This is a genomic window from Lentisalinibacter orientalis, from assembly GCF_040706535.1.
Lineage (GTDB): Bacteria > Pseudomonadota > Gammaproteobacteria > Steroidobacterales > Woeseiaceae > Lentisalinibacter > Lentisalinibacter orientalis.
This window is the reverse complement of sequence record NZ_JAPDRJ010000003.1, coordinates 187,423-200,400: the sequence shown is the minus strand read 5'-3', so window position 1 is coordinate 200,400 and position 12,978 is coordinate 187,423. Positions and strand designations below refer to the sequence as shown.

The following is a 12,978-nucleotide window of genomic DNA, read 5'->3' as shown; positions in this document are numbered from 1 at the left end:
GAGACGTGCAGCCCGAGACGAAGAAACTGCTGACCATCGTCACCGAGGCCGTCATCGAAGCCAGCCTGACGGCCGACCTGAAGCGCCTCGGCGCCGGCGGGTACACCGTCGTGGACGCACGCGGCAGCGGCAGCCGCGGCGTGCGTGACGCCGGCTGGACCTCCAGCGGCAACATCCGCGTCGAGGTGGTCTGTGAGCCGGCGGTAGCGGCACGCATCGCCGATCACCTGCGCGAGAACTATTACCGGGATTACGCCATGATCCTGTATCTCTCCGACGTCTCGGTGTTGCGGCCCGAGAAGTTCTGAGCCGGGCTGTTGACAGTGCCCGGCGTGCGGCTCAGGCTGGTTCAGGCAGCGGGCGGCACGCCGGACCCGGCAGCGGTCGTCCGGCACTAAGGACGAGCTGACAAGGGAGGACAGTCATGAGTACATCCCCGGCGACGAGCAGAGACGACGCCGAGCGGGCGTTGCAGGAGCGCTCGCAGGCGCTGCGCCGCGATATCCAGCGCGAACTCGTCAAGGTCGATTCCGAGCATTACGAGGAACTTGCCGGCCGCGTGTCGGACAGCGGCGAGAAGGCGGTGGCGGATCTGCTGGTGGACCTGGATCTCGCCGAGATCACCCGCGACGTGGAAGAGTTGCGCGAGGTGGAAGGAGCGCTGCTGCGCATCGCGCGCGGCACCTGGGGCCACTGCGTGGACTGCGGCGAGGAGATCGAGCCCGACCGACTGGCCGCCCTGCCCTCGGCATCGCGCTGCCTGCGCTGTCAGCAGCGCGCCGAGAACCCGGCTCGCGAGGAGCATCACCGCACGCTCTGAGTGCCGGCACTCAGCGGAAGTACGAGGCGCCGTTCACGTCGATGATGGCGCCGCTCAGAAAGTCCGTCTCCTCGCCCGCCAGGAAGGCAATGGTGTTGGCCACTTCCTCCGGCCGCGCGGCCCGGTTGAGCGGGCTCTGGGCGCGGATATCAGCGCCCCCGGGTCCCTGCAGATGTGCCGCCGCCATGTCGGTCTCCACCCAGCCGGGAGCCACCCCGTAGACCATGATGCCGCGGCGGCCCAGCGCCTTCGCCAGTGACTGGGTCAGCGAATTCATGCCCGCCTTGCTGGCGCCGTAGGCGGGGGATTCCGGCTCGCCCCGGTAAGCGCCCCTTGACGAGACGTTGATGATCTTGCCGCCGGTCTCCGGGAAGTGAGGGAGGCAGCAGAAGGCGAGATCGGCGGCCGCCACCAGGTTCACGGCGAGCGTCTGCCGCCAGGCCGCGCGCCAGGCGGCGAGATCGACCCGGCCGGGATCGTGGTCCAGGAACACCCCGGCGTTGTTCACCAGCAGGTCTATCCTGCCGCAGGCGTCGACGACCCGCTGCACGAGGCCACCGACCGCCTCCGGGTCGGCCAGGTCGGCTCCGAACGTTCCGTGGCCGGCGCCGGCCAGGGATTGCGCGACCGCGCGCGCGTCGTCTTCCCGCCTTCCGTAGTGCACGGCCACCCGGTAGCCGGCCTCTGCCAGCCGCTGCGCCGCGGCTCTCCCGATTCCCCTGCTCCCGCCGGTCACCAGCGCCACCCGCGTCGATTCCGCCATCGGCCTCCCCTGTATCCCTGCGCCACCGCCCCGCGGTCCGCCGCAATCGGCCACCGACACCCGCGCGGCGGCGGGTGCCGCACAGGTTAGAATGAGTCTTCTGCCACGGCAACGACCGCGATCGGGAGAGGGTCGGTATGCGCGTACTTCTGCACGATCCGGCGACGGGTACCACCCGTTTCGGCGGCGACGAACTCATCCGGCGCTGGACGCCGGATGGTAACGAGTGGCTGTGGATCGACCTGGACAGCGAGGAGCGGGCGTTCGAGAACCATATCCTGGTCGAGCGCTTCGCGCTCGAACCCCTCGCGGTGAGTGACGTCCAGCGCGACCGGCACCCGCCCAAGCTCGAGATCTTCGACGACTACCTGGTGCTCCTGCTGAAGGGCCTGAGCGCGCACTCGACGGATATCGACTTCGAGACCATCCAGATCGGCTTCTTCCTCGGCGAGAAATTCCTGATTTCCCGCCGTGACGAGACCTCGCCCAGCATCGAGCGCATCTGGGCCGAGGCCGAAGCCGGCACGCTGGCGCTGGACCGCGGGCCCGCCCACGCGCTGTACCGGATCTGCCGCACCATCGCGGACCGCTACTCGCCGATCGTCCTCGCGCTGGAGGGGCGCCTGGAGGCGCTGGAGGGCGAGATGTTCCGGGATCCCAGGGACGAGCTGCTGGCCGAACTGCTGAACGACGTCGCGAACCTGCGCAAGCTGCGCCGGGTATTCGCGTATCAGCAGGCGCTGATGGCGGATCTCATGAACGGCGAGCGCCGTTTCATCGGCGAACGCGGCGAGCACGAGTTCCGCGATGCCTACGAGCAGATGGAGCGGCTCGCCAGCCTCTCGCAGCTGTATCAGGAACTGGCGGTCGACCTCATGAACGGACACATATCCCTCACCAGCCATCGCCTGAACCAGATTATGAAGGTGCTGACCATCGTGACGGTCATCTTCCTGCCCCTCGGCATCCTGGCGGGCATCTACGGGATGAACTTCGACTACATGCCGGAGCTCGACTGGCGCTACGGCTACTTCGTCGCCCTGGGTACGATGGCCGCCGTCGTGATCACGCTGCTCACCGTGTTCCGCCGCAAGGGCTGGCTATGAGGCGTCCGCACGAGCGGAACCACTTATAATACGTTAAAATTCCGTTATTTATGAACTATTTCTCGAATAATTCGAGACACGCGGCGCCGTTCACCCGTCACGGTTCAGCCGCCGGGCCGGGCCGCCGCCGAAGGATTTATGCCGCTCGGACACTCTAACCCTGCGAGCCCCCGGGGCCAGGAATGACGACGCAGATCAGTATCGACAAAGCCCTGGCACTACGGGTGGGTCGCGGAGACGAAGCGGCGTTCGAGGAATTCTTCTCGGAGTATTTCCCGCGCCTGTTCCGATTCGCGCTGAGCCGCACCGACGGCGACGAGACCGTGGCGGAGGAAGTGGTGCAGCGGACACTGTGCAACGTGATGTACAAGATGGACAGCTACCGGGGCGACGCCCCGCTGTTCACCTGGCTGTGCAGTATCTGCCGCAACGAGCTGTCGGCGTACTTCCGCAAGTCGGGGCGCGAGGAATCCTTCGGCGAGGCGGTGGAGAACAACACGGAGATAAACGCGGCCCTGGAACGGATCAGCGAGGGCGACGACGATCCGCTCACCGAGCGTCACCGCGACGAGATCGCCCGCTACGTGCAGGCCACGCTCGAGGAGCTGCCCGATAACTACGCGAAGGCGCTCGAGTGGAAGTACATGCAGGGCCTGAGCGTGGCCGAGATCGCCGGCGAACTGGGGCTGGGCGGGAAGGCCGCGGAATCGGTCCTGACCCGGGCTCGCAAGGCTTTCCGGGAAGAGTTCCAGCGCCTCTGGGGATTTGCACCGCGCCTGTTCGCGGACAATTAGAGACCAAAGCGATGAGCGAAGAACAACGGACCGACAGAGACGGAAAGCCACGGCCGATCGACGAGGCCACGGCACGGCTGATTGCACACGGGCGCCCGCGGCGGGCCATTCCGCCAGGCGCGCAGGAGCGGGTGCACGCCACGGTCCACGAAGCGTGGCGCGATGCGACCCGGGAGCGGCGGCGCCGGCAGGCCGGCCGCCGATGGCACCTGCCGATCGCACTCGCCGCCAGCGTCGCGCTGGCCGGAATACTCATCGCCCGCTTCCCGGCGGAGACGGTGGCCCCGGCCGCACCCGTGGCCACGGTGGTGGTTGTGCGCGGCGAGCTGAGCGGTGCGGACGGCACACGACTGCGTCCCGGCGATGAACTCGCGGCGGGGAGCAGTCTCTCCACCGACGGTGCGGGACGTGCCGCCCTCAGCCTCGCGGACGGCACGTCGCTGAGAGTGGATCACGACACCCGGATGACCCTCACCGCCGATGCGCGGCTGCGGCTCGACGCCGGTGCCGTGTACGTGGACACCGCCCCGGCCGGGTCCGCGGGCGACGGCGTGACGATCGTGACCGCTTATGCGGCGGCGACCGACCTGGGGACCCAGTTCGAGGTACGCCTGGCCGGCGAGGCGGCCCTGATCCGCGTACGCGAAGGGAAAGTGGCCATCGCACCCGGCCCGGCTGCAGACACCGGGTCCGCAGCCGGGGCTCCCGGACATCACGTGGCCCCTGCCGGGCGGGCCGCCCTTGTTAGCGCCGCCGGCGGCATCGAGACCAGCGACGTGTCCCCCAACGACCCGTCCTGGGCCTGGGCCCAATCGGTGGCGCCCGCCTTCGAGACGGCCGGCGGCCGCAAGCTCGGCGAGTTCCTGAGCTGGTCGGCGCGCGAACTCGGTCTGGAGCTGCACTATTCCGGGGACACCGGGGCCGCCGCGGCCGCGGTGGACCTGTCCGGGAGCGTGGAGGGGATGACGCCCGGCGAGGCGCTGCAGGCCGTCATGGCCACGACCACCCTCGCCTACCGGGTGGAGGACGGCCGACTCGAGGTCTATCGTCCGTAGCCTCCCGTCCGTAGCCTCCCGTCCCTGGCCTCCAGCGCCGTGGTCCCCGGCCCCCGCCCGCGGGTGTGTGTCGACCAGGCCATGCGGAATCTGCGGGGAGCCACTAGAATCCCCGCATGGATCGCCTCCGCGCCGGCCTGGTGGCCGCCCTCCTCCTCGGTCTGCCGCTGCTGCTGCAGGCGGCCGGCGAGCCATGGCTGGGCCGTCCTCTGGCCGACTACATCGATTCCCTGAACCTGCCGGTCATTTATTCCAGCGACGTCGTGCCGCCCGGTCTGCGGGTAGCCCGGGAGCCGACTGCCAGCGACCCGGAATATGCCCTGCGCCAGGTCCTGGCCGCTTCCGGCCTGGCGCTGGTCAGCGGACCCGACGAGCGCCTGCTGGTGGTCAGTGCGCGCGGCCCGGCCACGCAGACCGACGCGGCCGTGACCGGCGTCGTCCGCGCGGCTGACGGGGGACGGCTCGGCGGCGCAGAGGTCGTCGTCGACGGTGCCGGCCGGGGACGAACCGGGCGGGCGGGTGAGTTCCTGATCCGCGACGTCGCGCCCGGCAGCCACACGCTGCGGGTACGGCTCGAGGGCTATCTGTCGGCGGAGCGCGAGCTGGAACTCCGCGACGGGCAGGTGCTGGTGGCCGACATCGTGATGCCGAGCGCTCCGCGGGCACTGCCGGACCTGGTAGTGACCTCGAGCCTGCACCGGCTGGTCTACGAGAGCCCCGGCTCACACACGTTCCTCGACCGGGAACGGCTGCTCGACCTGCCCAATCTGGCCGACGACCCGCTGCGGGCCGGCGAACGCCTGCCGGGCGTCGCCGGCGGCGGCCTCTCCGCCCGCGCCCACGTGCGCGGCGGCGAGGAGACCGAGACGCTGGTCCTGTTCGACGGCCTGCGCCTGTACGAGCCGTTCCACCTGAAGGACTTCCAGAACATGGTCAGCATGCTGGACATGCAGGCGGTGGGCGGCATCGACTATTACTCAGGCGGCTTCCCGGCCCGCTACGGCGACCGCATGAGCGCGGTCATGGATATCGCCATCCGCCGGCCCGTGGCGCCTCGCAGCACGGAGGTGAGGGTCGATTTCCTGAACGCCGGCGTGACCTCGCTCGGCACGTTCGAGGCCGGCGACGGCGAGTGGCTGGCCGCCGTCCGCCGGGGCAACCTGGACCTCATGCTGCAGGCCGTCAACCCGGATCTCGGCACTCCGCGTTACCTCGATCTGCTGCTGCATGCCGAGCGCGACGTCGGTGCCAGCCTGCGGCTCGGCGGCAACGCTCTCGTTTCCCGGGACAAGATCGGTGTTAGCGACTCCGGCGACACGACGGCGGCGGACGCCCGCTACGAAAACCGCTACCTGTGGCTGAACCTGGACTGGTTCGCGACTGCGCGGCTCAGTGCCGCCACCGTGCTGTCCGCGAGTCTGATCGAGAACGCCCGCGCCGGTTTCGTCGAACGCCCGGGCGTGGTGAGCGGCCGGGTCATCCGCGACGAACGGGATTTCCGCATCTTCGGGCTGAAGCAGGACTGGACCTGGCAGCGCAGCGAGTCGTCCCTCTGGCGCGCCGGTTTCGACCTCAAGCACGTGGAGGGCGAGTACGAGTACGCGAGCGAGCGCGTGGTCGACGCGCTGTTCGCAGGGCTCGCCGGCGTCACGGCCGCGGGCACCGAGGCGCGAGACTATTCGCTGTCGCCCGGCGGCGCCCAGTTTGCCACGTACCTTGCCCATCGCTGGCAGCTGAACGACTGGCTGACCGCCGATGCCGGCCTGCGCTGGGACCAGCAGACCTACACCACCGCCGCCGACGACGAACAGATCAGCCCCCGCTTCTCCCTGCTGGCCCGGCCGCGTGCGGGGACGGAGCTGCGGCTGAGCTGGGGCCGGTACTACCAGGCGCAGGAACTGAACGAACTCAAAGTGGCGGACGGCCAGCCCGACTTCGAGGAAGCCCAGCGCTCGGAGCACCTGATCCTGAGCGCCATCCAGGATATCGGTGCCTACCGCCTGCGTGCGGAGCTCTACCGCAAGAAGATGCGCAGCCTCGCGACCCGGTTCGAGAACCTGACCGACCCCCTGACCCTGCTGCCCGAACTGCAGCCGGACCGCATCCGCCTGGACCCGGACTCCGCCACGGCCCGGGGCGCGGAGCTGCTGCTGACGCGGCGGCCCGGCGGCGAAGGCCTGTCCTGGTGGGCCAGTTACGCCTGGTCCGAGGCGCTCGACCGTTTCGACGAGGGCAAGGTAGCGCGCAGCTGGGACCAGACCCATGCGGTGAAGTTCGGGGTGGACTGGTCGGCCGGTCCGTGGGATTTCAGTCTCGCGGCGAGCGTGCACACGGGCTGGCCGAAGACCCGCCTGCTGCTGGTGGAAGGCGAGGCGGGACCCGAGGTGATCGCGGAGGCCCGCAACCGCCGCCGCTACGAGGATTTCCACCGTCTCGACCTGCGGCTCGGCCGCGAATTCCGTCTCACCCGGGGCACCCTCGAGGCCTACCTGGAGGTCAGCAACCTGTACAACAGCCGCAACCCCTGCTGTCTGCAGTACACGCCGGTCACCGGCGAGGATGGCGGACTGGTACTGCTCGAGGAGACCGATTACTGGCTGCCGCTGGTGCCCTCGCTCGGTGTGGCCTGGCGCTACGAGTGATACTCGCGTGATCCGGGCGCCGTCGGCTCAGGGGCGCGGCACCTGGCGCACCAGGCCCAGCTCGTCAAAGACAGCGGCGGCACGGTCGGGGAAATCGGTGAACAGGCCGTCGACGCCCAGCTCGGTCACGAACCAGCGCAACATCTCCTCGAGGTCCGGGAAACCGGCGGCCAGGTCGTCGGCACGGAAGGTATACGGATGCACGGCGAGCCCCGCCGCACGGGCGTCGGCCGCGAGGCGGCCCGCCCTGGGCCGCCCGTTGTCGTCCAGTGCGTAGAGCTGGCCGACCCAGGGTCCGATGGCATCGGCGGTGGCGGCGAGCGCGGCCAGTCCCTCCTCCGTCTTCAGCGCGTCGTAATCGGTGTCGGACTCGCCCCAGTCGTTCTCGCCGATGAGCTGGACGAGCCGGAAGTCGGTGCGGAATTCCTCGCGCAGGCGGCGCAGCTCGCCGGCGTCGAAGCACTGGAGGTAGACGGCGTCCGAGCGCGGCGTGACACCGGCCTCGTCCAGGGCGGCGAGCAGGAGTGCCGAGAGGTCCACCCCCTCGGCCCGGTGCCAGGCCGGGCGCTTGATCTCGGGGTAGATGCCGACCTGCCGCCCGGTGGAGGCGTTCAGGCCGCGGACCAGCGCGATCTCCTCGGCCAGCGTGTTGATGCGGAAATTGCCGCTGCGTGCGGGGAAGCGCCCGGGGTAGTTCGCCTCCCGGCCCTCCCCGTCCAGCCTCTCGGTCACCCGCAGCGTGCGGATTTCGGCCAGGGTCAGATCCCGGGCGTACCAGCGCCCGTCGGACCGGGCCCGGTCTGGGAAGCGCTCGGCCACGTCGGTGACGCGGTCCAGGTGGATGTCGTGCAGCACCAGGAGCGCGTCGTCCTTCGAGGCGACGAGGTCCTGCTCCAGGTAGTCCGCGCCGAGGCCGTAGGCCAGCGCCTTGGCTTCCAGCGTGTGCTCCGGCAGATAGCCGGAAGCGCCCCGGTGGGCGATCACGACGGGCCGGCGGGTGGATATCGCCATGCCGGCCGTCGTTGCCATGCCCGTCGTCGCCGCCTCAGTCGTCCACGCCGAGGCGCTTGTGCATGATCGGGCTGGTCGTCGTGTACTGCAGGTGCACTTTCTTGTCGGGCTCGATGAAGGACTTGGCCGCGAAGGCCGCCAGCGCGGCCTCGTGGAATCCGCTCAGGATCAGCTTCTTCTTGCCCGGGTAGTGGTTGATGTCGCCGATGGCGTAGATACCCGGGATGTTCGTCTCGAACTTCTCCGTGTCTACGTTGATGGTCTTGCGATTGATGTCCAGGCCCCACTCGGCAATGGGACCGAGTTTCGGCGCCAGGCCGAAGAACACCAGCAGGTCGTCCAGCTCGACGCGGCGCTCGTCCTGGTCCTTCACCGACACCGTCACCGACTGCAGGGTGTCGCCGTCGGCCTCGATGGCGGTCACGTTGCCGAACTCGATCAGGTCCATCCTGCCGGTGGCCACCAGCTCGCGCATCCGCGCCACCGAGGCGGGTGCGGCCCTGAACTGATCCGAACGATGCACCAGCGTCATGGACTCCACGGAGTCGATCAGTTCCAGCACCCAGTCCAGCGCCGAGTCGCCGGCGCCGAGCACGACCACCCGCTTGCCGGCGAAGCGACCCGGATCGCGCACCCGATAGAAGACGTGCTTGTCGATCAGCCCGTCGACGCCCTCCACGCGGAGCTCCCGGGGCTGGAAAGAACCGACGCCGCCAGCGATGATGACGGTCTTCGCCTCGAACTCCTTGCCACCACTGGTCTTCACGTGGAATGGCCCCTCGCCGGAGACCTCGGTGACCTCCTCGCCCAGGTGGAAGCCGGGCGAGAACGGCTTGATCTGCTCCATCAGCCGCTCGACCAGCTCGGCCGCGCTGCACACCGGGATGGCGGGGATGTCGTAGATCGGCTTGTCCGGGTAGAGCTCGGCGCACTGCCCGCCGACCACGGGCATGGTCTCCACCACCTCCGCGTGCAGGCCCAGCAGCCCCAGCTCGAATACCTGGAACAGCCCGCAGGGGCCGGCCCCGACGATCAGCGCATCGGTCTTGATTGTCATGATTCTCCGTTCACTCCTCCGGACAAAATCCTGCCCCGCGGGGAACCCGTCCCCGGCAGTTCGACTGCTTCCATGGCGAGCGCCCGCCGCCGGACGGGGCCTCAGGGGAAGTCGATGACCTCCCAGCGGTTGGTATCCTCGTTCCGTGCCGCCCGCTTGATGGCGTCCACGATCTCCCGCTCGTTCCATTCCGGTTCTTCGCGGGCCACCCGCGACACCTCGGCCGGCATCGGCAGGACGCCGCCGAAGGGCTTCATGGCGATGATCGGCCTGCCGAGCGCCTGGGCGGCGTCGATCTGGTACTGGATCCAGTCCCGTTTCTTCTCGAACAGGCTGGCCAGGACGACGACGGTTTCCGCGGCCTCGATCTGCTCGCGCAGCGCCGCCTTGAACGCCTCGCTGCCGCCGGCGGGCAGCCCGTCCGGCTTGCTGGTGTTCACGTAGAAGAAATTGGGGTTGCTCTCGATGTACTCGAACAGCCGCAGGTAGTCGTCACTCTCGCTGAACGTGTGGGTGACGTACACCCGGATAGGGTTATCTTCGGACACGAAAGACCTCCGGCGGCCGGCTCGGAACCCGGGTAGTGTAGCGAATCCGGCAACCGGGGGGCCAGCATGTGCGGCACGCTCCGGACTGCCTCCCGGAGCGGCCCGACCTGCTATCATCCGTGGGAGTCAGGCTGTCCGGGGAGTCGGCAGCGCCGGCAAGGTCCCGGCCCGCCCGACTGCCCCTCCGAACGCCGGGAACAGGCATGCGCTTATTGCTCTACAACATCCGCTACGGAGTCGGCGGCGGTGCATCCATGCACGTGCCCGTGCCCGGCGCGGGCTACCTGCTGGGCAACCGGCCGAACCTGGACCGGATCATCGAGTTCATCCAGTCGGTGAGCCCGGATATCGTCGGCCTGGTGGAGGTGGATACGGGCTCCATCCGCAGCCGGCGTGTGAACCAGGCGGAGGAGATCGCCCGGGCGCTCGGCCACAACACCTCCTACGAGATCAAGTACGGGGCCAGTTCGGTCAACAAGCTGCTGCCGATCATCCGCAAGCAGGGCAATGCGTTCCTGGCCGCCCCCGGCATCCACGGCGAGCGCTTCCACTACTTCGACACCGGCATCAAGCGGCTGATCATCGAGCTGGAACTCGACGATTTCGCCGTCTTCCTGGTGCACCTGTCGCTGAAGTACCGGCATCGCCATCTGCAGTTACGCCATCTGCACGACCTGGTGATGAAGACCGAGAAACCGGTGATGGTCGCCGGGGATTTCAATACCTTCTGGGGCGAGAACGAGATGTATCTATTCATGCAGGCCACCGGCCTGAAGAGCGCGAACACCACCGGCGCGCCCTCCTACCCCAGCCGGGCGCCGCGCAAGGAGCTGGATTTCATCCTCTACCAGGAGGGTATCCGCATCGAGCATTTCGAGATCCCGCAGGTCCGCTTTTCGGACCATCTGCCGCTGGTCTGCGACTTCTCGGTGCAGGCGGCCTGAAACGAGGAAATCGGAACAACGACGCCGATACGGCGCAAGGAGCAGGCAATGAGCGACGAAAATGCACGCGGCGGGCTCGAGCACTGGCGCACGGAAACCGATTCGAGCGGCGTCCTCTGGCTGGCGGCGGACAAGGCCGACGGCGGCGCCAACGTACTGTCCGGACCGGTCCTGCGTGAACTGGACACCGTCATCGGCGGCATCGAGGACGACCCGCCCAAGGGCGTGGTCGTCTATTCGGTGAAGCCGAGCGGCTTCATCATGGGTGCCGACATCAACGAGTTCACCCGCATCGAGTCCACGGAGCAGGCCTTCGAGCTGGTGCGCCTGGGCCAGCAGGTGCTCGACCGGGTCGAGGCGCTGCGTTGCCCCACCGTGGCGGTGATCGACGGCTACGCCCTCGGCGGCGGCCTGGAACTCGCCATGGCCTGCGATTACCGCCTGGCCGTGGACAGCGAGCGCAAGACCATCGGCCTGCCCGAGGTGCAGCTGGGCATCCACCCCGGTTTCGGCGGCACCGTCCGGGCCGTGCAGATCGCCGGCGTCACCGCGGCGATGGAGCTGATGCTGACCGGCAAGTCGCTGACGCCGAAGAAGGCCAGATCCGCCGGGCTGGTGGACCGACTCGTCACGCGGGACAACTGGAAGGCGGCGGCGCGGGAGATCATCGGCTCGCGCCCGCCCCGCAGCCGGGCCGGCTTCACCCAGAAGCTGCTGAATCTGGCGCCGGTGCGGCCCTTCGTCGCCAGACAGATGCGCGCACGGGTCGCCAAACGCGCCCGGCGCGACCACTACCCCGCCCCGTACGCCATCGTCGAGCTCTGGCAGAAACACGGCGGCAGCCCGGACGGCGGCTACGTGGCCGAGGCGCACTCCATCGCCGAGCTCATGTGCACGGACGCCTCCCGCAATCTGGTACGCGTGTTCTTCCTGCAGAACCGGCTGAAATCCCAGGGCAGCCGCGATGCGCCCCGGGCCCGCCACCTGCACGTCGTCGGCGCCGGCGTCATGGGCGGCGATATCGCGGCCTGGTGCGCGCTGCGCGGCCTGGAGGTCACCCTGCAGGACCGGGAGGAGAAATACATCACGCCGGCGCTGGAACGGGCGGAGAAGCTCTTCGACAAACGGATCCGTGACGACGAGGAACGGGAGGCGGCGAAGGGCCGGCTGCGGGCGGACGTGGCCGGCGATGGCGTGGCCGCGGCGGATCTGGTGATCGAGGCCATCTTCGAGGACAAGGACGCGAAGCAGGAGCTGTACCGGGAGCTGGAGCCGAAGATGAAGGACGGCGCGGTGCTCGCCACCAACACCTCGTCCATACGCCTGGAGGAGCTGCGCACGGTGCTCGCGGCGCCGGCCCGGCTGATCGGTCTGCACTTCTTCAACCCCGTGGCGCAGCTGCCCCTCGTGGAGGTGATCCGCTGTGCCGATACCGAAGCCGCCGCCGTGGACGCCGGCCATTGCTTCGTCAAGGCCATCGGCAAGTTCCCGCTGGAGTGCGCGAGCTCGCCGGGCTTCGTGGTGAACCGGGTGCTGGCGCCTTACATGGGCGAGGCGATGCGCCTGCACGAGGAAGGCGTCGCCCTGGAGGTCATCGACCAGGCGGCCGTGGATTTCGGCATGCCCATGGGGCCGGTGGAGCTGGCCGACAGCGTCGGGCTGGACGTCGCCTGGCACGTCTCGACAATCCTCGCCGATGCGTACGGCTACCCCCTGCCCGAGAAGCTCAGGGAGATGGTCGACGCCGGCAATGTGGGGAGAAAATCCGGCCAGGGCTTCTACCGCTGGGAGGACGGCAAGGCCGTCAAGCAGTCCGACCCGGAAGGGCCCGAGCCGCCGGACCTGCAGGACCGGCTGATCCTGCCCATGGTCAACGAGGCCGTCGCCTGCCTGGCGGAGAGCGTCGTGGAGGACGAAGACCTTCTGGATGCCGGCGTGATCTTCGGCACCGGATTCGCGCCGTTCCGCGGCGGCCCGCTGCACTACGCCCGGTCCCGCGGCGTCGCCGAGATCCGCAGCCGCCTGGAGAAGTTCGCCATGGAGTACGGCGAGCGGTTCCGGCCGGCGGACGGCTGGGATGCCTTCGCCTCCCGCGACGAGTGAGCGCCGCTGTCAGTGGAAATTGGGACGCGTTCCTGATCTTGCCAAGCCATTGAATGTACAATGCGCCACCCGGGAGTCGACGTTTTCTCTGACCGCGGCCCGCGCACCGGCCGGCGGCCCACCACGGATGAACTG

11 protein-coding genes and 1 pseudogene are annotated in these 12,978 nt (G+C 68.8%); 8 read left to right on the top strand and 4 right to left on the bottom strand.

The annotated features are described in order from the left end of the window. Positions 1 to 5: 5 nt before the first annotated feature. Positions 6 to 308: a P-II family nitrogen regulator gene (locus tag ACJMK0_RS12455; protein ID WP_405233279.1), complete on the top strand. Its 303-nt coding sequence runs from the start codon at positions 6 to 8 to the stop codon at positions 306 to 308. 116 nt (positions 309 to 424) lie between these two features. Further along, positions 425 to 820 carry a TraR/DksA family transcriptional regulator gene (locus tag ACJMK0_RS12450; RefSeq protein WP_405238738.1) on the top strand — a complete coding sequence of 132 codons (396 nt, stop codon included), beginning with the start codon at positions 425 to 427 and terminating at the stop codon, positions 818 to 820. Positions 821 to 830: 10 nt separating this feature from the next. On the opposite strand, the gene ACJMK0_RS12445 is transcribed toward ACJMK0_RS12450, so the two are convergent. After that, positions 831 to 1,583, bottom strand: coding sequence for an SDR family NAD(P)-dependent oxidoreductase (locus ACJMK0_RS12445; RefSeq protein ID WP_405238737.1), 753 nt, complete (start codon positions 1,581 to 1,583; stop codon positions 831 to 833). Between the two features lie 137 nt (positions 1,584 to 1,720). On the opposite strand from ACJMK0_RS12445, the gene corA reads away from it, so the two are divergent. From corA to ACJMK0_RS12425, 4 genes are all read left to right on the top strand, one after another. Further along, entirely contained in the window at positions 1,721 to 2,689 is a 969-nt protein-coding gene (corA, locus tag ACJMK0_RS12440; RefSeq protein ID WP_405238736.1) for a magnesium/cobalt transporter CorA, read from the top strand. A gap of 182 nt (positions 2,690 to 2,871) precedes the next feature. Further along, a complete protein-coding gene (locus ACJMK0_RS12435; protein ID WP_405238735.1) occupies positions 2,872 to 3,483 on the top strand; it encodes an RNA polymerase sigma factor in 612 nt (203 codons plus the stop codon). A gap of 11 nt (positions 3,484 to 3,494) precedes the next feature. Beyond that, positions 3,495 to 4,538 (top strand): FecR domain-containing protein, encoded by a 1,044-nt coding sequence (locus ACJMK0_RS12430; protein ID WP_405238734.1) that lies wholly within the window; start codon positions 3,495 to 3,497, stop codon positions 4,536 to 4,538. 116 nt (positions 4,539 to 4,654) lie between these two features. Further along, a complete protein-coding gene (locus tag ACJMK0_RS12425; protein ID WP_405238733.1) occupies positions 4,655 to 7,180 on the top strand; it encodes a TonB-dependent receptor in 2,526 nt (841 codons plus the stop codon). A 27-nt stretch (positions 7,181 to 7,207) separates the two neighbouring features. On the opposite strand, the pseudogene glpQ reads toward ACJMK0_RS12425, so the two are convergent. The 3 genes and pseudogenes from glpQ to ACJMK0_RS12410 form a co-directional block, all read right to left on the bottom strand. Then, positions 7,208 to 8,224, bottom strand: a pseudogene (glpQ, locus tag ACJMK0_RS12420) (glycerophosphodiester phosphodiesterase); the annotation flags it as partial. Between the two features lies 1 nt (position 8,225). Beyond that, on the bottom strand, positions 8,226 to 9,248 hold the full coding sequence (locus ACJMK0_RS12415; protein WP_405238732.1) for an NAD(P)/FAD-dependent oxidoreductase: 1,023 nt from the start codon (positions 9,246 to 9,248) through the stop codon (positions 8,226 to 8,228). Between the two features lie 101 nt (positions 9,249 to 9,349). Further along, entirely contained in the window at positions 9,350 to 9,796 is a 447-nt protein-coding gene (locus ACJMK0_RS12410; RefSeq protein WP_405238731.1) for a TIR domain-containing protein, read from the bottom strand. A gap of 203 nt (positions 9,797 to 9,999) precedes the next feature. Here ACJMK0_RS12410 and ACJMK0_RS12405 point away from each other — a divergent pair, with 203 nt between their 5' ends. After that, on the top strand, positions 10,000 to 10,740 hold the full coding sequence (locus ACJMK0_RS12405; RefSeq protein WP_405238730.1) for an endonuclease/exonuclease/phosphatase family protein: 741 nt from the start codon (positions 10,000 to 10,002) through the stop codon (positions 10,738 to 10,740). A gap of 48 nt (positions 10,741 to 10,788) precedes the next feature. Next, entirely contained in the window at positions 10,789 to 12,843 is a 2,055-nt protein-coding gene (locus ACJMK0_RS12400; protein WP_405238729.1) for a 3-hydroxyacyl-CoA dehydrogenase NAD-binding domain-containing protein, read from the top strand. Positions 12,844 to 12,978 lie beyond the last annotated feature (135 nt).

Bases quoted from the DNA above. Each gene is read 5' to 3' on its own strand.
- ACJMK0_RS12450 (WP_405238738.1), top strand. From the start codon at position 425: ATGAGTACATCCCCGGCGACGAGCAGAGACGACGCCGAGCGGGCGTTG.
- ACJMK0_RS12445 (WP_405238737.1), bottom strand. From the start codon at position 1,583: ATGGCGGAATCGACGCGGGTGGCGCTGGTGACCGGCGGGAGCAGGGGA.
- corA (WP_405238736.1), top strand. From the start codon at position 1,721: ATGCGCGTACTTCTGCACGATCCGGCGACGGGTACCACCCGTTTCGGC.
- ACJMK0_RS12435 (WP_405238735.1), top strand. From the start codon at position 2,872: ATGACGACGCAGATCAGTATCGACAAAGCCCTGGCACTACGGGTGGGT.
- ACJMK0_RS12430 (WP_405238734.1), top strand. From the start codon at position 3,495: ATGAGCGAAGAACAACGGACCGACAGAGACGGAAAGCCACGGCCGATC.
- ACJMK0_RS12425 (WP_405238733.1), top strand. From the start codon at position 4,655: ATGGATCGCCTCCGCGCCGGCCTGGTGGCCGCCCTCCTCCTCGGTCTG.
- ACJMK0_RS12415 (WP_405238732.1), bottom strand. From the start codon at position 9,248: ATGACAATCAAGACCGATGCGCTGATCGTCGGGGCCGGCCCCTGCGGG.
- ACJMK0_RS12405 (WP_405238730.1), top strand. From the start codon at position 10,000: ATGCGCTTATTGCTCTACAACATCCGCTACGGAGTCGGCGGCGGTGCA.
- ACJMK0_RS12400 (WP_405238729.1), top strand. From the start codon at position 10,789: ATGAGCGACGAAAATGCACGCGGCGGGCTCGAGCACTGGCGCACGGAA.